This window comes from Micromonospora sp. BRA006-A, assembly GCF_033433935.1.
Classification (GTDB): Bacteria; Actinomycetota; Actinomycetes; order Mycobacteriales; family Micromonosporaceae; genus Micromonospora; species Micromonospora aurantiaca.
The window spans coordinates 1,198,311-1,217,898 of record NZ_JANCLW010000001.1 but is presented as its reverse complement, the minus strand read 5'-3'; the positions used below and the strand labels follow the sequence as shown (position 1 = coordinate 1,217,898).

Below are 19,588 nucleotides of genomic sequence, written 5' to 3'. Positions count from 1 at the left end.
CCGCGCCGCCCGTTCCCGCTCCCGCCGAACCCGCTGCGGCGGATAACGGCGGGGCGAAGCGGACTGCGCATCGACGATCGGGTACAACGACATCAGAAGGCCCTCGGCACGGAAACGGTTGGCTCGACACCACCGGACCTACCGAGGGCCTTCCCTCACCTCCAACACGACACGCCGCCCAACCCCACCACTTCTCAAACGCTCACTTAGCGCCGCCGGAAATACATAGAGGCAAAAGCGATATGCCTCAGAGTCATAACTATGACTCTGAGGCATATCGGTCTCGGCGGCATACGTCGAGGCTGGACCACCGGGCCCGGGCGCTCGACGACAGCTGGCGTCGCGGACGGCTGCCCGGCGGCGGACGCGACGTGAACCGGGCGGCGGAAGTGTCGTAGGGGTCTCGTAGCCTGGCGCGGTCATCGACGATCGCAGGGAGGCGACGTGCTCGACCACTTCTCCGTAGCGGTACGCGACCTGGAGGCGAGCGGCGCCTTCTACGACGCGGTCCTCGCCCCGCTGGGCGGGCGGCGGCTGATGGAGCCCGGCCCGATCGGCTACGGCGTCGACGCGCCCGACTTCTGGGTGGAGCCCGCGCCGTCCGGCGCCACGCCGGTGCCGGTGCACATCGCGTTCACCGCGGCCGACCGCGCCACGGTGCGGGCGTTCCACGACGCGGCGGTGGCAGCGGGCGCGGAGGTGCTGCACGCGCCAAAGGAGTGGCCGGAATACCACGCCGCCTACTACGGCGCGTTCGTCCGCGACCCGGACGGCAACAACGTCGAGGCGGTCTGCCACCGCCCGGAGTGACTCCCGGCGCGTCCGGGAGGCAGGATGGACCGGTGGAGATCGAGCCGGTCGAGCACGCTCCCGTACGCGCCATCCGCCGGGCCTGGCTGGCGCAGCGCTGGCACGATCTCGCCTTCCTGCACTGGGCGGTCCCGCCGGAACGGGTGGCGCCGCTGCTGCCCGCCGGCACCCGGCCGGACACGCTCGACGGGCTCACCTACGTGGGGCTGATCGGGTTCCGGATGGTCGGGCTGGGTCTCGGCCGTGGCCCGGGCGTGCCGTACCTCGGCACATTCTGGGAGACGAACGTCCGGCTCTACTCGGTCGACGGTTCGGGGCGGCGCGCTGTCGTGTTCCGCTCGCTCGACGCGTCCCGCCTGGTGCCGGTGCTGGTGGCCCAGGTGAGCCTGCGTCTGCCGTACAAGTGGTCGGCGATGCGGCTGGACCGGTCCGGTGACACGCTCACCTACCGCTGCCGCCGCCGCTGGCCCGGTCCGGCCGGCGCGACCAGCCGGATGGCGGTACGCGTCGGCGCGCCCATCGCCGAGCCGACGCCGCTGGAACACTTCCTGACCGCCCGCTGGGGCCTGCACACCCGGGCGTACGGCCGCACCCGCCACCTGCCGAACTGGCATCCACAGTGGCCGCTGCACCGCGCCGAACTGCTGCACCTCGACGACGAGCTGGTCACCGCCGCGGGCCTGCCCGCACCGGACGGGCCGCCGGTGAGCGTGCTCTACTCCTCCGGCGTACCTGTCGTCTTCGGCGGCCCCACGTCGGTCGGGTGACCGCCACGTTGATCGACGCCAGGTCGCCGCAGTGGCGGCATCCGGCACACCGGAACACCGCCACTTCCCCGAGGTGGCGCCGGCACGTCCGCGCGGCGCGGAGGCGAGCGGGGTCAGTGCAGCGGGTCGTGGGTGCCGTGCGGGACGTCGGGACGGCATCGGCGTACCCGGTCCGCGGCCATCCGGCCACCCACCGCCAGCCCGTACCGCTCCACCGCGGCGAGCCCGTACGCGCTGCACGTCGGCGTGTAGCGGCAGGTCGCCGGCCAGCGGTGCGACAGCCAGCGCCGGTAACCGAGGATGGCGGCCCGGCCGGCCCGGTCCACGGCGGGCCGCCGGACGACGCCCGCAGTCACCGAGCCGAGGGTGAGCAGCATCGAGAAGAGGCCCAGGTCGCAGCAGCCCGGCCCGTCGCAGGTGGGCACGTCGCAGTTGCACCAGTCCCGGCTCTTCTTTTTCTTGTGGTGCCGCTTCCGGAAGATCACCACGCCATGATGCGACACGCCCGCCAGTGTCGATGAGGCGACCGGACCGGGTCCGGTGTGATCGGGTCGGTGGGCGGCCGGGAACCTAGCGTCGAAGGCGTCACCAGGAGGGAAGACCGGGTGCTGGATCGGCTCAACGCCGCGCTGGACCACCTCGAACAGCGGCTCGACCAGCCGCTCGACGTGGCCGCGCTGGCCCGGATCGCCGGCGTGTCGGAGCACCACTTCGGCCGGCTGTTCTCGGCGCTGGCCGGACTGCCGCTGTCGGAGTACGTGCGCCGTCGCCGGATGACGCTGGCCGGGGCCGACGTGCTCGCCGGCCGGGAGTCGCTGCTCGACGTGGCGGTCCGCTGGGGGTACGGCTCGAACGAGGCGTTCGCCCGCGCGTTCCGGGCCGTGCACGGTGTCGGGCCGACGCAGGCCCGGCAGGCCGGTGCGGTGCTGCGGTCCCAGCCCCGGATGTCCTTCCGGCTCGTCGTCGAAGGGAACACCAGTATGGACTACCGGATCGTGACCAAGGACGCCTTCCGGCTCGCCGGGCTGACGGCGCGGGTGCCGCTCGTACACGAGGGGATGAACCCGCACATCGTGGCGTTCGTCAGGGGCATCGACCCGGCCACCGTCCGCCGCATCGAGGCGCTGTCCGACCAGGAGCCGCACGGGATCGTCAACGTCAGCGCCGAGCTGGCCGGTGCCCGGGACGAGGGCGCCGAGCTGGACTACTGGTACGCGGCGGTCACCGGCGCGGACGTGCCGGACGACCTGCGCAGCCTGCCGGTCGAGGCCGGCGACTGGGCGGTGTTCTCCAGTTCCGGGGCGTTCCCCGTGGCGGTGCAGCACCTGTGGCGGGCCGTGTTCACGTCGTGGTTCCCGTCCAACCCGTACGAGACCCGGCCGGGGCCGGAGATCTCCCGGGTCCGGGTCGCCGAGGACGGTGGCACCGCCGACGCGGAGCTGTGGATCCCGGTGCGCCGGGTCTAGAGGCGCGCCACCGCCGCCGCTCGCGCCAGCACGGCCGGCACGTCGTGTACGTGGTACGGATGCTCGCCCGGCTCGATGGCGGCGAGGAACATCGCGTACACGGCGGCCAGCCGCAGCGGCGCGACCGGCCGGAGCAGGTCGACGGCCCGGTGCGGGTCGCTGCCGGGCACGTCGGTCCGCCAGCGCCGCGCCCACGCGTCGACGAGCCGGGCGGCGGCGTCCGCGTCGACGTCCTCGGTGAGGCGCAGGATGTCGAAGGCGGGGTGGCCGGCGAACGAGTCCGCCCAGTCGATCACCGTCCGGCGCCGGTCGTCGCCGCGGACGTTGCCGGGGTGCAGGTCGCCGTGCACGAGCGTGTCGGGCAGGCCGCAGTCGCCGACCTGCCGCAGCCGCCGGTCGAGGCCGTCGAGCAGCGCGCTCACGGCCGACACGTCGTGCCCGGCGAGCCGCTCGCGGATCCAGCCCGCGAGCCGCGCCCCGCGCAGGTCGGGCACCCCGGCCGCGACCAGTTCGTCGACGACCCCGCACGCCCGCCGCTGCACCAGGTGATGTCCGGCCGCGACGGCGGCCCGCTCCCCCTCTCCGGCCCCGTACCGGTCCTCCCCCGGCACGTCGTCCAGCAGCATCCGCCCCTCCCCGTCGGCGGCGAGCACCGCCGGCACGCCGATCAGGGAGTCCGTGTCACCGGGAAGACCGGCCACCGAGGGGAGCCGGCCGAGGACCTCGGCCTCGTGGCGGGCGAAGGACGGTAGCTGCTTCAGCCACGCCGGGCCCTGGTCGGTGTCCAGGCGCCAGATGGCGGAGAGGTTCCAGGTGCGCTGCTGCGCCACCGCCGTCACCGGGCGGCCGAGCCGGCGCAGCTCGCCGGTCGCCCACGCGACGCTGCGAGCCGGACCGCCGGCCTCCACCCACGGCTGGCGCAGCGGGTGCGGCGCGAGGTCCACGGTCGCCGGTTCCAGGGGTACGGCCGGTGCGTCGACTACCTGCGCCAGGTAGCGGACGTGGCCGCCGGGAGGCGCGGGACGGTCGGCGTCGAGCAGCCGCAGCACGGCGACCTCCAGCCCGTGGCGCCGCCGGACCGTGTCGACGATCGAGTGCACCTCCTGCCACCACGGCTCCGGTACGCCGAACGACGGCAACGCGCCGAGCGGGCGGCCGGCGGTGTCGAGCAGGACCAGCGAGACGGTGCGGGACACGGCCGGACGGTATCCGGGCACCCCTACGGGAGGCGAGCGGATTGGTCCGGGTCCGGCTCGGGACCGGACGGATGCCCCGCGCACCGGTGGGCGGAACGCTGAGGCGATGAGCCTCATCGCTTCCCGCCCACGTCCGCACCAGTGGGTGCGCCTTCGCCGACGCGGTGCCGACGCCCGGCCTGGTGCTGTACGGCGGGCCGCTGCTGTTCGAGGTGGGCCTGCTGGTGCTGCTGTACCGGGCGGCGGCGGCCCGGCTGCTGCCGGTGTGGGCGCCGGCGCTGGTGCTCGCCGGGTTCCTGGCCATCGCGGTGAACCTGAACCTGCTGCCCGTCGGGGCCGCGCTGGTGCTGGCCGGGCTACTGCCGCTGCGTGTCACGCCCCGCCCGGTGGCCTGACCGCCGTCAGCGCCAGACGGTACGGCGGAACCCCTGGTGGCCGGCGCACACGTCGCGCTGCCCGCCGGTGCGGCTGACCGCGCCGTCGCGGCACTGCACCAGCCAGCCCCGATCGGACCAGAACCCGGGTACGCACTCGAACCAGTCGCACACCCTGGCAGCCGGCCGGCGGATCCGCTGGCCGCCGCAGAAGTCGTACCCGAAGGGGTTCGCCGGGGCGCCGCAGCGGCGCTCGACCGGCGGCTGCGGCGTGCCGCGCGGCGGCGCGGGACGGGCGCGGGACGGCTCGGGGCTCGTGCTGGGCCGGACCTGGACGGCGGGCGCGACGTGCGGCGGCGCGGGCGTGCCGGTGGCCGCCGGGGTCGCGGCGGCGGCGCGTTCCGAACCGGCCCGGGTGGGCGGGTTGGACTCGATGAGCATCGCCGGCACGATCAGCGCGAGCGCCGCGCCGACCGCCACGGTCCGCCGGCCGCCGGGCACCAGCGCGGTGACGCGGGCCTGGGCGGGGGTGAGCACGGCGGGGCGTTCGGGCCGCGCCGCGGTGTGCTCCGCTATTAGTTCGTCCAGCTCGGCCACCACCGCCGCGCGCTGCTCGATCGCGTCGGCGAACGCCAGCGTGAGCGTGAACCGGAAGTCGGCCGCCGCGCCGGTGGGCAGCAGCAACCCGGAGGTACGCCGCCGGTCCAGCACCTGGATCAGGGTGACCGGCGCGCCGGGGTCGTGGGACAGGCCGGTCATCCGGCCGTACGCCCAGTCGCGCCGGCCGCGTCCGCCGAGCAGCACCAGGCGCCGGTTGGTGAGCACGGCGAGCCCGGCGTCGACCACCTTGACGCCCTCGGGGCGGCGGGGGCGCAGCGCGGGCGGGTCGGGGTCGACTGTCAGTTCGGGGGCCGGCAGCACCGCGGTGTGCCGGACCTCGACCAGTTGCGCGGCCGGGAGCGTCCAGAAGACCACCTCGCCGGGGGCCAGCTCCATCGGCAGGCCGACGCCCGCCTGGGCCGAGCCGTGGAAGGACACCGCGAGCGTACGCAGGCGGCGCAGCTCGTCGTCGCGGCGTCGCCACGCCTCGTCGGCCGCACGGAAGGCCCGCTGCCGCCGCTCGTTCTGCCGGTGCGCCCACCGGTACCGCCATGTGGAACCCGTCGAATCAGTCTTCGCCACGCCGACTCCTCCGCCGCGCGAGCCCACCAATCGGGGTGTCATTCATGTCAACGACGCGGGATGGGTAGCAAGACACGCGAAAGTCGCCAATTAGACCGATCGGCTGATTGACTGACACAATCGGCGGAAACCCCCGCGTCGATTCACGTTCCGTGCCACCGGCTCCCGGCGGTCCCGCTTCGTCATGCGCGCGCGTGGCCACGTCGGTAACGTCAGCCGCAACGGTGGGCCGGACCGCGACCCCCGGGCGGCGAGGAGGTGCACCGGTGGGCGACCCGGCCGTGGTGGTGGGAGTGGACATCGGCACCACCAGTTCCAAGGCCGTCGCGTTCGACACCACCGGCCGGCAACTGGCCAGCCACTCGATCGGCTACCCGCTGGAGGAGCCGAACCCGGGCTGGGCCGAGCAGGATCTGGACCTCATCTATCAAGCCGTGCTCGGCGTGATCCGCGCGGTCGTGGACGAGCTGCGCGTACCGGTGGCCGGCCTGTCGTTCAGCACCGCCATGCACAGCCTGATCGGGCTGGATGCCGACGGCACCCCGCTGACCCCGTCCATCACCTGGGCCGACTCCCGCGCGAGCGCGCAGGCCGAACGCCTGCGGGCCGCGCCGTCCGGGCTCGCCCTGCACCGGCGCACCGGCACCCCGGTCCACCCGATGGCGCCGCTGCCCAAGCTGGTGTGGTTCGCCGAGCAGGAACCGAAGCTGCACGAGCGGGTCGCGCACTGGGTCGGCATCAAGGATCTGGTGCTGCGGCGGCTCGCCGACGCGCTCGTCACCGACCACTCGGTCGCGTCCGCCACCGGCCTGATGGACATCCACCGGCTGGCCTGGGACACCGAGGCTCTGCGCATCGCCGGCATCACCGAGGAACAGCTCCCCCAGCTCGTACCCACTACCCACGTGCTGCCCGGGCTCACCGCCGAGGCGGCGCGAGCCACCGGGCTGCCGGCGGACACCCCGCTGGTGGTGGGCGCCGGGGACGGGCCACTGGCGAACCTCGGCCTCGGCGCGGTCCGCCCCGGCGTGGTGGCCTGCTCGATCGGCACCAGCGGCGCCATGCGGGTGATGGTGGAACGCCCCGGCGTGGACCCGCTCGGCGGCGTGTTCTGCTACGCCCTCACCGAGGACCGCTGGGTGGTCGGCGGCGCCATCAACAACGGCGGCATCGTCCTCCAGTGGGCGAACGACGCGCTCGCCCCCGAACTGGGCGAGCACGCCGAGGAGGAGCTGCTCGACCTGGCCGCCACCGCGCCGGTCGGCTCCGGCGGGCTGATCATGCTGCCGTACCTGCTCAGCGAGCGGGCGCCGCACTGGAGCGCGCTGCCGCGCGGCGCGTACGTCGGGCTGACCCACGGCCACGGCCGGCCGCACCTGGTCCGGGCCGCGCTGGAGGGTGTCTGCCAGCAGCTCGCCCTGGTTCTCGCCTCGGTCCGGGCCGCCGGGAACGAGGTACGCGAGGTCCGTGCCAGCGGCGGCTTCGCCCGCAGCGCGCTGTGGCGGCAGATCCTCGCCGACGCGCTCGGCATGCCGGTGCGGTTCCCCGCCGGGCACGAGGGGTCCGGCTTCGGCGCGGCGCTGCTCGGCATGCAGGCGCTCGGCCTCATCGAATCGATCGAGGTCGCCGCCGACCTGGTCCGGATCGAGGAGACGGTCCGCCCGGACCCCGCCTCCGCCGCCACGTACGCGGCGCTGCTCCCCCTCTTCTCCGAGCTGTACGACGCCCTCGTACCCACGTTCGCGTCCCTGCGGCGGATGGCACCGAGCCTGCCGCCGGAACCACCACCCACCGCACCACCCCGCTGACCGACCGAAGGGCGTGATAGCCGTGGTCACACTGCTCGCCGCACCCGCGGAACCGCTCACGAACGCCGATGACACCCAGCTCGTTCTCGCGGCCCTGCTCGGCATCGCCGCGGTGGTGCTGCTCATCGCGTGGGGCAAGGTGCACCCGTTCCTCGCGCTGATCCTCGGCGCGGCGGTCCTCGGCGTGGTCGCCGCCGTACCCGTCGACAAGATCGTCACGTCGTTCAGCGGCGGCGTCGGCTCCACCGTCGGCGGCGTGGGCCTGCTGATCGCACTCGGCGCCATGATCGGCGGCCTGCTGGCCGAGTCCGGCGGGGCGGACGGCATCGTGGAACGGGTGGTCGGCCGGGTCTCGGGGACCGCGCTGCCCTGGGCGATGGCCGGTGTGGCCGCACTCATCGGCCTGCCGCTGTTCTTCGAGGTCGGCGTGGTGCTGCTGGTGCCGATCGTGCTGCTCGTCTCGCTGCGGGTGAACGTGCCGCTGATGAAGATCGGCATTCCCGCGCTCGCCGGCCTGTCGGTGCTGCACGGCCTGGTGCCGCCGCACCCCGGCCCGCTGGTGGCGATCGACGCGCTCGGCGCCAATCTCGGTCAGACGCTCGCCCTGGGCCTGCTGGTGGCGATCCCCACGGTGATCATCGCCGGTCCGGTCTTCGGCAACTTCATCGCCCGGTACGTGCCGGCCACCGCACCGGCCGAGCTGCTGCCGACCCGGCGCGACGCGGCAGTCGACCGCAGCCCGACCCGGCCCGGCGACGGCCGGCTCGACGCCGACGGCGACCTGGTCACCGAGGACGACCTGGTCAACCCCGGCACCGGACGGCCCGGCGCCGCGATCGAGGAACCGGCCGGACGGCGCTCGCGCCGGTCCCCGGCACTCTGGGCGGCGGTGGTGACGGTGCTGCTGCCTGTGGTGCTGATGCTGCTGCGGGCGATCGGTGAGCTGACGCTCGGCGAGGACACCGCCGCCCGCAAGGCGCTGGACATCGTCGGCACCCCGATCATCGCCCTGCTGGCAGGCGTCATCTTCGCCATGATCTTCCTGGGCTACCGGTCCGGCTTCAGCCGTACCCAGGTCTCCGGTTTCCTCGGCGGCTCGCTGCCGCCGATCGCCGGCATCCTGCTGATCGTCGCCGCCGGTGGCGGCTTCAAGCAGGTGCTCGTCGACGCCGGCGTGGGCGACCTGGTCGCGAACGCCGCCGACGGCGCGAACCTCTCGCCGCTGCTGCTCGGCTGGCTGGTAGCGGTCGGCATCCGGGTCGCCACCGGCTCGGCCACCGTCGCCACCATCACCGCCGCAGGCATCGTCGCGCCGCTGGCCGACACGCTCGCCGGCCCCGAGGTGGCGCTGCTGGCGCTGGCCATCGGCTGCGGGTCGCTGTTCTTCTCCCACGTCAACGACGCCGGCTTCTGGCTGGTGAAGGAGTACTTCGGGCTGACCGTCGGGCAGACCATCAAGAGCTGGTCGGTGATGGAGACCATCATCTCGGTGGTCGGTTTCCTCGGCGTCCTGCTGCTCGACGTCTTCATCTAGCGACGGGTCAGGGAGCCTCGACGCCGGAGATGCGGAACTTGTGCACCTCGGCGCCGAGGATCTCCGTCACCTGCTCGGCCTCCGGGCCGGAGCCCCGGAACGCCAGCAACTGCTCGTCGGACTCCCACCGCTCGTAGACGTTGATCCGGCCCGGCTCGACCATGTCGGCGCTGACCGCGAAGTCGACGCAGCCGGGCGCGTCCCGGGCCGCGCGGACGGCGGCCTCGCAGGACGCCAGGTAGGCGTCCCGCCGGGCCGGATCGACGTAGAGGGTGCCGGCGACGATGAGCATGCCGGCCATCCTGCCACCCGCGCCCGGTCAGGACCGGGTGATCGCGTTGGCGTGGATCGCCTCGTTCAGGTACGCGGCCATCCCCGGCCGCAGCTTCTCGAAGTACGCGGTGAACCGCGGGTCCGCCACGTACATGTCCGCCAGGCCGGTGTGGATCTCGTACGAGCAGTCGTACCACCACTTGGTGATGAGCTGCCGGTGCTCCTCGGCCAGCGCCATCGCCTCCGGGCCGTCAGCCGGCGCGCCCGAGTCCATCAGCGCGGCGAACCGTCGCCCCCAGTCCTCGTTCTCCGCCTTGTTGCGCAGCCAGTCCTCCTTCGAGTAGCGGCCCGCGCGCTCCTGCGACTGCCGGTACGCCTCGGTGCCGCCCCAGCGCTGCTCCGCTTCCTCTGCGTGCTCGTCCGGGTCGAAGTCACCGAACACCTCGAACCGCTCCTCCGGCGTCAACTGGATCCCCAACGTCCTCGCCTCCATCGCGTGTTCGATCGCCGCGACCATCTCCTGGAGCTTCCCGATCCGCCCGGACAGCAGCGCGTGCTGCCGGCGCAGGTGCGCCGCCGGGTCGGCGTCCGGATCGTCCAGGATCGCGGCGATCTCCTCCAGCGGGAACCCCAGCTCGCGGTAGTACCGGATGAGCTGCAACCGGTCCAGGTCGGCCTCGTCGTAGCGGCGGTATCCCGCCGGCGTGCGCCCGCTGGGCCGCAGCAGCCCGATCTCGTCGTAGTGGTGCAGCGTCCGGACCGTCACCCGGGCCGCCCGCGCCACCTGTCCCACCGTGTACGGCATGGTTCCCTCCCTTCCGCCACAAAGACTCCCGCCTCCCGCTGCGTGAGGGTCAAGCCGGAAACACGACGACGCCCCCGACCATGATCGGCCGGGGGCGTCGCCGGTGCGGTCAGTTGGTGACCTTCTCCTTCTCCGGGGCGGCGAAGGTCGCGTTTGCGGGAGTCCGGAAGGCGTGCACCAGACCGGCGATCGAGAGCAGCAGGAGCAGGCCCGCGCCGAGGTACATGGCCAGGGCGCCCTGCTCGGCCTTGCGGCCGAACTCGCTGAAGCCGTACGAGGTGAGCAGCAGGCCGCGCAGCGTCTCGCCCTTGAACACGGTCTCCCGCTGGGCGGTCACCTCGGCGAGCTGCTTCTGCAGGTCGGCCAGGTTGGCGGCGTTGCTCTGCTCGGCCTGGGCCACCTGCTCGCGCAGCGCGCTCTGCGGCTCGCCCAGGTCGGCGTAGGTCTTGCCGCCGGCCATGTTCTTCAGGTGCAGGCCGATGTACTCGTTGGCGTAGCACTCGGCCTGCTTGCCGGTGGTCATCTTCTGGCCGGCGTACTCGCGCAGGCAGTCCGACTTCTTCTCCTCGTCCGACAGCTTGTCCGCCGGGGTGAAGGTGATGTGCTGCGCGCCGAGCTGGTCGCGTACGTAGTCGTTGGCGAAGTTGGCGTTCGTCGTCAGGACGACGCCGACGACGAGCAGCAGGACCGCCAGGCCCAGCCCACCGATGCTGAACAGCAGATCGAGCGTCCGTCGCTTCATATCAAGCTCCCGTGTGGAGGATGTGTTTCCGTGACTTGTTGACGAGAACCATCCTGCGGTGCCGCACCGCCGGTGAGCAGGGTCGAATCCCCTGTCCCGTCCGGGACCTTCGGCCCCCGTGGACCCGGGCCGGTCAGCGCTCGGCGCCGGCCCCGGACAACGCGGGAAGCAGATCGGGCAGGGCGGCCGGACGGCCGTACCGCCAGCCCTGGCCCTGCCGGCAACCGATCGCGGTGACCGCCGCGTGCTGCGCGACGGTCTCCACACCCTCGGCCACCACGGCCAGGTCGAACGCGCCGGCCAGCCGGTTCACCATCTCGACGGTGGCGTACGCGCGGGCGTCACCGGCGTCCAGCCGGGACACGAACGATCTGTCGATCTTCAGCTCGGTGGCCGGGATGCGGTGCAGGTAGCTCAGCGAGGAGTACCCGGTGCCGAAGTCGTCGATGGCGATGCGGATGCCGAGGTCGCGCAGCTGTGACAGCCGGTCGAGCACCGACTCGCTGCCCTCGATCAGCGCCGACTCGGTGAGTTCCAGGGTGAGTGCGCGGGGCGGCAGACCGGCCGCGCCGACCGCGCCCGTGACGGTGGCGATCAGGTCCGGCCGGCACAGGTGGGCGGCGGCGATGTTCACCGCCACAGTCACGTCCGGCGCGTGCTGGCGCCAGGTGGCCGCCGCCCGGCACGCCTCGTGGATGACCCACCTGTCGATGGCCACGATGAGCCCGGTCTCCTCGGCCAGCGGCAGGAACCGCGCCGGGGTCAGCACACCCAGCCGGGGATGCCGCCAGCGCACCAGCGCCTCCGCGCTGCGTACCGTGCCGGTGTCCAGGTCGACGATCGGCTGAAACTCCATCAGCAACTGGCCCTCGTCGACAGCGCGGCGCAGGTCGGCGATCAGTTCGGCCCGGCTGACCGCCGACTCGCGCAGCTCCGGCGTGCACGTGCGGTAGGCGGCCTTGCCGGCGGCCTTCGCCGCGTACATGGCGATGTCGGCGTCGCGGAGCAGGTCGGTGTGCGAGGCGTGCTGCGGCCCGTACTCCGCGATGCCGATGCTCGCCGACGGGTGGACGCCGAGGTCCTCCTCGCCCGGCAGCGGTTCCAGCGCGGCCAGCAGCCGGACCGCGAGTCGCTCGGGGGACACCTGACGTTCCCCGGCGACCAGCACGGCGAACTCGTCGCCGCCGAGCCGGGCGATCATCCCGTCCGGGCCGACCGCGTCCCGCATGCGCTCCGCGGTGGCGGTGAGCAGCCGGTCCCCGGCGGCGTGCCCGAACCTGTCGTTCACCTGCTTGAAGCCGTCCAGGTCGAGCAGCACCACGGCGACCGGGCCACCGGCGCGCAACGCCCGGCGCAACCGCCGGACGAACGTCAGGCGGTTCGGCAGGCCGGTGAGCTGGTCGGAGTACGCGAGCCGGCGCAGCCGGCCGACCAGCCGCAGGTTCTCGTTCGCGGCCAGCCCCTGGCGCAGCGCCAGCACCCCGAGCAGGCCCATCATGCCGACGAAGACCACCTGCGGGGTCTGCCCGCTGGGCTGCCGGGACAGCAGGACCGCGACGATCGCGCCGCCCACCGGCAGGTACGGCAACGCGACCCGCCACCACGGTGGCAGCGGCGAATCGACCACGTCGTCCTCGCCGTCCCCGTCGGACGGAGGCGGATAGCGGGTGGCTAGGCCGACCAGCAGGTAGCTCAGCGGCCAGCAGACGTCGACCGGGTGCCCGGGCGTGTAGTCGCCGCGTGCGACCAGCGAGACGTAGACGGCGTCCGCGCCGGACCGAATCGCCAGACCCGCCCCGATCACTGTGAGCGCCCGCCACATCGGCCGGCCCGGACCGGCCACCGCCACCAGGATGGTGAGCTGCATCAGGTCGAACATCGGGTAGAGCAGCCCGAACGTCCGCATCGGATCGGCCAGCTCGGCGTCGGTGATCCGGTGGAACACCACCACCCAGCCGATCGGGATGAGGGCCAGCCCGACGATCACCCCGTCGAGCAGGGTGCGGGCCCGGCCGATCACGCTGCGCGGGCCGGTGCGGGAGCACAGCAGCGCACCGGTGCCGGTGACGATGCCGGTGGCGAACAGGCCCGCCACCAGTGGGGTGTGGGGCAGGCCGAGCCCGCCGAGCCGTTCCACGGTCCACACCGCGCGGCCGAGCGCGGCGAGCATCATGGTGGCGGCGAGCAGTTCCCAGAACCGGCGCAACGTGGCCGGCTGCCGTCGCGCCGCGCCGACGCAGAGCACCGCCGCCCAGCTCGACACCGCCATCGCGCCGACGTCGCTCACCAGCGCCGCGCCCGGCAGCCGGGCGGCCAGCCAGGCCATCTCCCCGAGTACGACGACGGCGGCCGCGACGAGTCCGACACGGCCGACGAGCGGATGACGGGCCGGCGCCGCCGCGGCGAGGCTCACGTCGTGCTGGGATACAACGATGCGCTCCGGCTCTCTTCCAGACGTGCACCCTCGACGACGAGGACCGGACGACGGACGGCGCAAGCCTAGCCAGCGCCGGGGACTGCCGCCAGAGCCGACGACTGTCGGTCAGCGGACCGCAGGCGGGTGCCGGTAGAGGGAGACCAGCACGCCGTAGCGCGGCTGCCCCGGCGGCGCCTCCTCCGCCTCGCCGACCAGTTCGTCCAGCGTGGACCGCAGGTGCCGGGCCTGGGCGGGCGTGAGCCGCAGGTGCCGCAGGTGCACGAGCGGGTCGGGATCACCGGCGAGTTCCTCGGCGTACGCCCCGAGCAGCGCGGCGGTGGCACTCGCGTCGGTGTCGGCGCCGACGAGGCGGCGGAACGTGCGTTCGTGGTAGCGCTCGGTGCCGCCCCGGACCTGACGGCTGTGTGCCGGGCGGACCATGCCGGCCTCGGTCAGCACCGCCAGGTGGTGGGCCACAGTGCCCTTCGCCGCGCCGAGACGGGCGGCGAGCCGGCTGAGCGTGGCGGGACCGGCTCCGAGCGCGAACAGCAGCCGGTGCCGGAACGGGTGGGCCAGCGCCTTGAACTGGGCCGGGTCGCGGATCTCCAGCGGATCGTCGGTCACCGCGAAAGCGTCTAGTTCTCTTGACGCTTTGTCAACCGGCTGCTCTACTTCTCCCCCACCACGAGAACGGGGACTCGATGGATCCGGACCAGATCACCGCCGTCGTCGAACGGGCCGCCGCCCTGGTCGCCGACGAGTACGTCCTGCCCGACGTCGCCGACCGGATCGCCGGCCGGCTGCGCGAGCGCCTGCACGCCGGGGCGTACGCCGAGGCGGGCGACGCCGCCACGCTCGGCGCGCTCGTCACCGCCGACCTCCAATCGGCGAACCGCGACCTGCACCTGCGGCTCAAGCACCACGAGCAGCCGCTGTCCGACGAGGCCGACGACCCGACCGGGGAGCACTTCGCGCGCCTCGCCGCGCTCGGCATGGGCGGCGTGACCCGGGTGCAACGGCTACCGGGAAACGTCGGGCTGCTGGAGATCCAGCCGTACGTGTTCCCGCCCGACCTGGCCGGCGACGCGCTGACCGCCGCGCTGCGGCTGCTCGCCGGCACCGACGCGCTCCTGCTCGACCTGCGCGGCACCGAGGGCGGCAGCCCGGACGGGGTGGCGCTGCTCTGCGGCTGGTTCTTCGCCGAGCCGACGCACCTGCACACCATGCACGAGCGCTCCGGCGCCATCCGGCAGTTCTGGAGCGCCGCCTGGCTGCCGGTCCCCCGCTACGCGCCGGAGAAGCCGGTCCACGTGCTCACCGGTCCGGCGACGTTCTCCGGCGGCGAGGAACTAGCGTACGACCTTCAGCAGTTCGGCCGGGCCACAGTGGTCGGTGAGCCCACCCGGGGCGGCGCGCATCCCCGCGTCGGGCACCGGCTGCACCCGCACCTGGAACTCACGGTGCCGGTGGCCAGGCCCGTGCACGCGGCGAGCGGCACCAACTGGGAGGGCCGCGGCGTCACCCCGGACCTGGCGAGCCCGGCCGACGCGGCGCGCGACGTCGCGTACCGCCGGAGCCTGGAGGCGCTGCTGGCGGCGGACCCGGACCGGCCGACGGCGGCCGAGGCACGGGCGGCCCTCGCCGCCCTGGGCTGAGCCACGCGGGTCAGGACCAGTCCTCCGCCTGGGCCGGATCCGGCGGCGCGGCGGCCGTGCCCGGCGGTCCGCCGTGCGTCCACGGCGTCTCCTCCGGCGCGGGGAACGCGCCGCCCGGCAGGAAACCGTCGGACAGGCTGGTCAGGCAGATCCGCTCGCCCACCTCGGGCACGCTGCCAGGCGGCGCGGAAAGCCCCCGGCCCATCCCACCGGACAGCTCCAGCACCACCTCGGTCTTGCCGTCGCCGCCGGGCGTCACGAACACGACCTTCGCCTTCTGCCCCGGGCGGGCCGGCGAGTACAGCGTCGCGCCCACCGGCATCGGCACCGGCTCGGTGGTGACCACCTGGATGCGCGGGCGCAGCACCGGCCGCCTGCCGGAGTCGTCCACCCGCGCCGGATCGGCCAGCGTCACCTCGCCGACGAACGCCTCACCGGACAGCCGGTGCTCGGCCATCACCAGCGGATCGTCGTAGGCGCGCTGCACCGCCCACGCCGCCGACGCCCGTTCCAGCCGCTGCAACCGCAGCGCCGCCGCCACCGCGCCGTCACGCCGAGGCTGCGGGCCGCCCCCGGCGTCGACGTGCTCGGCGTACGCGGTGAACGCGTCCCGGTCACCGGCCCACCGGCCGGTCACCCGCGCGCCGGCCGGCAGCGTCCGCAACAGCCCGACGCCGCGCCACATCAGCTCCCAGGTGGGCGCGAGCAGGTCGCGCAGCAGGCCGGCGAGCTCGTCGTACGCGGCCGCGCGCGCCGCCGGATCGTCCTCGGCCCGGGTGTACGCCTCGATCGCCGGGGCGAGCCGGCGGTTGTCGAAGTCCGGGTCGGTGGCCGGCCCGGCCGGCGGACAGTTCTTCGGGTCCTCGGCACGGGCCGCCGCCTCGGCGCCGGTCAGCCCGGCCGGCGGGTCCAGCCAGCCCAGCACCGCCGGCAGGTGCAGATCCTCCACCACGCTCTGCCCGGTCGCCCAGTGCAACGTCAGCGCCTCGGTCAGCGCCAGCAGAGCCGACGAGCCGGGCTGCTCGGCACGCTCGGCGAAGAACGTCAGCCAGCGGCCGAGCAGCGGCACCGACTGATGCACCGGATAGTCGCCGTCGGTACGGCGGAACCGGGTGGAACGGCCGAACAGCCGCAGGAACGTGATCCCGGCCGGGTTCGGCACCAGCAGTTGCGGCGCGTCCACGTACCGGTGGCGGACGTCGCGGCCCCGGTCCACCGGCACCGCCTCGGTCAGGTCACGGAACTCGTCCAGGTACGGCAGCACGATCGCGGCCAGCTCGGCGGCGAACGCGAACCGCTGGTCCCGGTTGCGCGGCTGCGGCACCACCAGCAGCCGGGCCTCGTCGGGCGCGGCGCCGACCATCGCGGCCAGCGGGGCGTTCGCCTCACCTGCGAGCGCGAGCGGCACCAGCACCAGCGGCCGCTCGGACAGGTGCAGGTGGCGGACAGTGGCCACCGGCTGGGCCCGCCCGGTGGCGACCGCCTGCGCCCGGGCGAGCGCGCGCAGGGTACTCACGCGGTTTGTCCTTCGAGAGCGTCGGCGCGCAGGCGCGCGGCGGCCCGCAGCAGCGCGGCCGCCTCCGCCTGCTCCGGCTCGGGAGCGGCCGTGCCCTCGGCGAGCGCCAGCACGTCGGCGACCTCCTCCACGCCGCCCAGCGCCTCGCGGACCGGCCGGCCCAGCGCGCCGGTCTGCCCACGCGCCTCGTGCCGGCAGAAGTACGCCAGCTCGCAGGCGGCCAGGCAATCAGGCGCGTAACGGGCGGGCACCCGGTGCAGCGCGGCGGCGAGCGTGGCCGGATCGGCCGCCGGGTCGACGGTGAACCCGGCCGGTACGGCGGCGAGCAGCTCCTCGACCCGGGCCATCCGGGCCAGTTGACGGCGCAGCACCAGCAGCTGCCGGCGCACGTCCAGCAGGCTCGCCACCGGCTGGTTGGCGAAGTCACGCGGACAGACCAGCACCACCTCGTGCGACACCAGCTCCGGGTCGCGTCCCTCGGCGGCGAGCAGCTCGCGCAGCGCCAGTACGTAGACGGCGGACTGGATCGCGGCGGCTGCCACCTTGCCCGGGTCGGCCTGCCCGTCGATCACCGGGAACGACTTGATCTCCACGACGTGGAACCGGCCGGCCAGCCGGGCGGCCACCAGGTCCGGTTCCAGGTGCACCCGGGTACCCGCCACGTCCAGGCCGAGCAGCGGATGGTCGAACAGCGCCGGGCCGTCGCCGCTCGCGGTCAGCGCCACCCGCGACCGTTCCGGGCGGTCGTCGTCGGCGCCGAGGTCGGTCCAGGTGGCACAGGCCGGGACCGGTACGCCGAGCCGCTCCGCCACCAGGCGCAGCAGTTCCTTCCCGCCGTCGGCCTTGACCTGGGCCTCGAAGGCGTTGCCCCGGGTGATCGCGAAACGGGACTGGCCGAACCTCGCCGGGAAGCCGAGCCGCTCGGCGAGCGCCGGCTTGTCCGCGCCGGCGCTGTCCAGTACGGCGCGGCGGGTGCAGCCGGGGTTGCCGGTCAGCGCGGCGATGGTACGGGCGTTGTGCCGCCGGGGCGGCCCACCACCCCTGATCCGTGCCAGCCGATCTTCCACCCGATGAAGTGTAAGGAAGGGCCCCTTGTTAACGCCTCCGGTAGAGGAAGGGCCCCTTCTTAACGCGGCGGGCCAGCCCGTCAGCGGCCGGCGGAACGGTTCCAGGGCGAGCGGGGCGACTGCGCGCCCGCAACCGGGCGACGCCGGCGGCGGTGCCGGCGCCCGGGCGTGCAGGGTGGACGAGCGGCGGTGTGCACCGGCGGGGCGATCGGGGCGGCGGGCTGCCGGCCGATCAGCCAGTAGAGGAAACGGGTCACTGTCAGCCGACCGGGAGGCGCTCGGCCTCGGCGCGGGAGATGTCGTACTCGGCGCCGCAGAAGGTGCACTGCTGCGCGTACCGGGTGCGCAGCGGGATCAGCGGGATGAAGAAGAGGCTGAACTTGGTGACCCGGCGGGTGATCACCTGGGCGGCCTGGTTGCCGCAGCTGCGGCAGACAGCGGTGACGACGCCGGACCGGACGACCTTGGTCCGCAGCCCGAAGATGAAGAACATCGCCCGGCATTACCCACCCGGCGCCCGTGTTAAAAGGGGCCCCCTCCTCTACCGAAGGCGTTAAGAGGGGGCCCTTCCTTACAGCCAGATGGGCTTCCAGTCGGGCACCTCGTGGAAGCGCCGCAGCTCGGCCCACCCGGCCACGTTCCCGCTCCATGCCGCGTACGGCGGGTTGCCCTCGTCGAAGCCGGACTGCACGAACGTCAGCTTCGTCCTGCCGTCGGACTCCTCCAGCTCCCAGGAGGTCACGCCGACCGGTCCCCAGTCCACGGACATCGCATGCCCCGGCGTCACGTCGAGCACCTTCGCGGCGAAGCCGGTCTCGAAGCCGCCCATCGCGTACCGGCCCCCCTCCCAGGGCTCGATGCCGATCGGGTATCCGAACCACGCGCTGGCCTGCTCGGAGTCGGTGAGCGAGGTCCACACCTTGTCCACCGGCGCGTCGATGACCATCTCAGCGCGCATGTCGGCGGAGGTGAAGTCGGTACGCGGCAGCAGCGGCCGGCCGTCCAGGTGGTCGTTGAGGTGGGCGATCGCCAGCGCCCAGTACGTCTGGAGCACGCCCCGGATGCTGCTGCCGCTCATCGCCTCCTCCTGGTCGAAGTGGCTCTGCCGCAGCGTGAGTATCGTGCCGTCGCCGTCGGGCTCCAGCTCGAACTCGGTGGTGGTCTCCACCCCGTCGAGCGTCCACGCGAAGCGCAGCGTCCGGTCGTCGGCGTGCAGCAGCCGCTGGTGTGGCGCGTCACCTTCGGGCGTGTAGCGGCCCCAGAACTCGTACCGCCGGGGCAGCTCGACCTCGACGTGCTCGGCCAGCCAGACGCGCAGCTCGGCGGGGTCGGTCAGGGCCCGGCGGACGGTCGCCACCGGCGCGGCGAGGCGGGCGCGGATCGTCATCGGCTCAGTCATGCGTGTCGCCTTTCGGGTAGCAGGCCACGGCGAGCTTGAAGGCGTCTCCCTCGGCGCCGCCGTAGCGCGTGAACAGGTCCTGCAGCGTCGCCTGCAGGTCGTGCAGGAACTCCTGCCGTCGCTCGGCGGGCACCCGGATCTCGCCGGAGACGCCGATGGACGGCAGTTCGGGGGCGGTGCGGTCGAGCGCGGCGATGTCGGCCTGGACCTCTTCCATGAGGTCGAGGAGGTAGCCCAGGCTCAGCTCGTCGCGGGCCCGGCGGGTGCCGCCGATGCGGCCGACCAGGCGGGGCGAGAGCCAGTACGACCGGGCGACGGCCTGGTAGATGCCCTCGGTGATGCCTCGCACCTGCCGCTGCGCCACCTGCTCGGCCAGCCCGGCCGCGACGAGCTGCTTGACGTGGTAGTAGACGCGCTGCGGCGTCTGCTCCAGCCGGGCCGCGACCTCGGTGCAGGTGCGGGGCTCGGCCAGTTGCCGCAGCACCTCGATGCGCTGCGGCTTGAGCAGGGCTTCGGCCTGCTCGCGCTGTTCCAGGTACAGGACGTCTCTCATGGCAAAATCAGTTTGTACGTACAAA

20 protein-coding genes are annotated in these 19,588 nt (G+C 73.7%); 7 read left to right on the top strand and 13 right to left on the bottom strand.

Annotated features, from left to right (window positions below; translation table 11 throughout):
* Positions 1-444 precede the first annotated feature (444 nt).
* Both NMK34_RS06015 and NMK34_RS06010 read left to right on the top strand, forming a co-directional pair.
* The gene (locus NMK34_RS06015) at positions 445-810 is read left to right on the top strand and encodes a VOC family protein (protein WP_013284276.1); all 366 of its coding nucleotides are present in this window, start codon (positions 445-447) and stop codon (positions 808-810) included.
* A gap of 32 nt (positions 811-842) precedes the next feature.
* The gene (locus NMK34_RS06010) at positions 843-1,577 is read left to right on the top strand and encodes a DUF2071 domain-containing protein (RefSeq protein WP_318332549.1); all 735 of its coding nucleotides are present in this window, start codon (positions 843-845) and stop codon (positions 1,575-1,577) included.
* Between the two features lie 113 nt (positions 1,578-1,690).
* Here the strand turns inward: NMK34_RS06010 and yidD are convergent, their stop codons facing one another.
* Positions 1,691-2,062, bottom strand: coding sequence for a membrane protein insertion efficiency factor YidD (yidD, locus tag NMK34_RS06005; RefSeq protein ID WP_225319755.1), 372 nt, complete (start codon positions 2,060-2,062; stop codon positions 1,691-1,693).
* A 120-nt stretch (positions 2,063-2,182) separates the two neighbouring features.
* Here yidD and NMK34_RS06000 point away from each other — a divergent pair, with 120 nt between their 5' ends.
* Positions 2,183-3,043: an AraC family transcriptional regulator gene (locus NMK34_RS06000; protein ID WP_318332548.1), complete on the top strand. Its 861-nt coding sequence runs from the start codon at positions 2,183-2,185 to the stop codon at positions 3,041-3,043.
* Here the strand turns inward: NMK34_RS06000 and NMK34_RS05995 are convergent.
* Positions 3,040-4,239 carry an aminoglycoside phosphotransferase family protein gene (locus NMK34_RS05995; protein ID WP_318332547.1) on the bottom strand — a complete coding sequence of 400 codons (1,200 nt, stop codon included), beginning with the start codon at positions 4,237-4,239 and terminating at the stop codon, positions 3,040-3,042. The genes NMK34_RS06000 and NMK34_RS05995 overlap by 4 nt on opposite strands.
* 164 nt (positions 4,240-4,403) lie before the next feature.
* Between NMK34_RS05995 and NMK34_RS05990 the strand changes: the two genes are divergently transcribed.
* The gene (locus NMK34_RS05990) at positions 4,404-4,634 is read left to right on the top strand and encodes a hypothetical protein (RefSeq protein WP_318332546.1); all 231 of its coding nucleotides are present in this window, start codon (positions 4,404-4,406) and stop codon (positions 4,632-4,634) included.
* A 6-nt stretch (positions 4,635-4,640) separates the two neighbouring features.
* Here the strand turns inward: NMK34_RS05990 and NMK34_RS05985 are convergent, their stop codons facing one another.
* Positions 4,641-5,795, bottom strand: coding sequence for a hypothetical protein (locus tag NMK34_RS05985; protein ID WP_318332545.1), 1,155 nt, complete (start codon positions 5,793-5,795; stop codon positions 4,641-4,643).
* A 266-nt stretch (positions 5,796-6,061) separates the two neighbouring features.
* Here NMK34_RS05985 and NMK34_RS05980 point away from each other — a divergent pair, with 266 nt between their 5' ends.
* Positions 6,062-7,603 (top strand): gluconokinase, encoded by a 1,542-nt coding sequence (locus NMK34_RS05980; protein WP_318332544.1) that lies wholly within the window; start codon positions 6,062-6,064, stop codon positions 7,601-7,603.
* Positions 7,604-7,625: 22 nt separating this feature from the next.
* Positions 7,626-9,137 (top strand): SLC13 family permease, encoded by a 1,512-nt coding sequence (locus NMK34_RS05975; RefSeq protein WP_318332543.1) that lies wholly within the window; start codon positions 7,626-7,628, stop codon positions 9,135-9,137.
* A 7-nt stretch (positions 9,138-9,144) separates the two neighbouring features.
* Here the strand turns inward: NMK34_RS05975 and NMK34_RS05970 are convergent, their stop codons facing one another.
* The 5 genes from NMK34_RS05970 to NMK34_RS05950 all read right to left on the bottom strand — a co-directional run bounded on the left by NMK34_RS05970 (position 9,145) and on the right by NMK34_RS05950 (position 13,997).
* Positions 9,145-9,429, bottom strand: coding sequence for an antibiotic biosynthesis monooxygenase family protein (locus tag NMK34_RS05970; protein ID WP_318332542.1), 285 nt, complete (start codon positions 9,427-9,429; stop codon positions 9,145-9,147).
* A gap of 27 nt (positions 9,430-9,456) precedes the next feature.
* On the bottom strand, positions 9,457-10,215 hold the full coding sequence (locus tag NMK34_RS05965; protein ID WP_318332541.1) for a MerR family transcriptional regulator: 759 nt from the start codon (positions 10,213-10,215) through the stop codon (positions 9,457-9,459).
* 109 nt (positions 10,216-10,324) lie between these two features.
* Positions 10,325-10,957 carry a hypothetical protein gene (locus NMK34_RS05960; protein WP_318332540.1) on the bottom strand — a complete coding sequence of 211 codons (633 nt, stop codon included), beginning with the start codon at positions 10,955-10,957 and terminating at the stop codon, positions 10,325-10,327.
* A gap of 133 nt (positions 10,958-11,090) precedes the next feature.
* The gene (locus tag NMK34_RS05955) at positions 11,091-13,370 is read right to left on the bottom strand and encodes a bifunctional diguanylate cyclase/phosphodiesterase (protein ID WP_318332539.1); all 2,280 of its coding nucleotides are present in this window, start codon (positions 13,368-13,370) and stop codon (positions 11,091-11,093) included.
* A gap of 129 nt (positions 13,371-13,499) precedes the next feature.
* Positions 13,500-13,997, bottom strand: coding sequence for an ArsR/SmtB family transcription factor (locus NMK34_RS05950; protein WP_318332538.1), 498 nt, complete (start codon positions 13,995-13,997; stop codon positions 13,500-13,502).
* Between the two features lie 77 nt (positions 13,998-14,074).
* On the opposite strand from NMK34_RS05950, the gene NMK34_RS05945 reads away from it, so the two are divergent.
* Positions 14,075-15,028, top strand: a complete 954-nt coding sequence (locus NMK34_RS05945; RefSeq protein ID WP_318332537.1) for a S41 family peptidase — start codon at positions 14,075-14,077, stop codon at positions 15,026-15,028.
* A gap of 10 nt (positions 15,029-15,038) precedes the next feature.
* Here the strand turns inward: NMK34_RS05945 and NMK34_RS05940 are convergent, their stop codons facing one another.
* From NMK34_RS05940 to NMK34_RS05920, 5 genes are all read right to left on the bottom strand, one after another.
* Positions 15,039-16,544, bottom strand: a complete 1,506-nt coding sequence (locus NMK34_RS05940; protein WP_318332536.1) for a hypothetical protein — start codon at positions 16,542-16,544, stop codon at positions 15,039-15,041.
* Positions 16,541-17,611, bottom strand: a complete 1,071-nt coding sequence (locus NMK34_RS05935) for a hypothetical protein (protein ID WP_318332535.1) — start codon at positions 17,609-17,611, stop codon at positions 16,541-16,543. The genes NMK34_RS05940 and NMK34_RS05935 overlap by 4 nt, the downstream gene beginning before the upstream one ends.
* 259 nt (positions 17,612-17,870) lie before the next feature.
* Complete coding sequence (locus NMK34_RS05930; protein WP_318332534.1) at positions 17,871-18,104, bottom strand: zinc-ribbon domain-containing protein; 234 nt, start codon at positions 18,102-18,104, stop codon at positions 17,871-17,873.
* A 78-nt stretch (positions 18,105-18,182) separates the two neighbouring features.
* Positions 18,183-19,010, bottom strand: coding sequence for an SRPBCC family protein (locus NMK34_RS05925; RefSeq protein WP_318332533.1), 828 nt, complete (start codon positions 19,008-19,010; stop codon positions 18,183-18,185).
* Complete coding sequence (locus NMK34_RS05920; protein ID WP_318332532.1) at positions 19,003-19,563, bottom strand: helix-turn-helix domain-containing protein; 561 nt, start codon at positions 19,561-19,563, stop codon at positions 19,003-19,005. Before NMK34_RS05920 ends, NMK34_RS05925 begins: the two co-directional genes overlap by 8 nt.
* Positions 19,564-19,588 lie beyond the last annotated feature (25 nt).

Coding starts and splice junctions, on each gene's coding strand:
- NMK34_RS05965 (WP_318332541.1), bottom strand. CDS start 10,215: ATGCCGTACACGGTGGGACAGGTGGCGCGGGCGGCCCGGGTGACGGTC.
- NMK34_RS05960 (WP_318332540.1), bottom strand. CDS start 10,957: ATGAAGCGACGGACGCTCGATCTGCTGTTCAGCATCGGTGGGCTGGGC.
- NMK34_RS05930 (WP_318332534.1), bottom strand. CDS start 18,104: ATGTTCTTCATCTTCGGGCTGCGGACCAAGGTCGTCCGGTCCGGCGTC.
- NMK34_RS05925 (WP_318332533.1), bottom strand. CDS start 19,010: ATGACTGAGCCGATGACGATCCGCGCCCGCCTCGCCGCGCCGGTGGCG.
- NMK34_RS05945 (WP_318332537.1), top strand. CDS start 14,075: ATGGATCCGGACCAGATCACCGCCGTCGTCGAACGGGCCGCCGCCCTG.
- NMK34_RS05920 (WP_318332532.1), bottom strand. CDS start 19,563: ATGAGAGACGTCCTGTACCTGGAACAGCGCGAGCAGGCCGAAGCCCTG.
- NMK34_RS05970 (WP_318332542.1), bottom strand. CDS start 9,429: ATGCTCATCGTCGCCGGCACCCTCTACGTCGATCCGGCCCGGCGGGAC.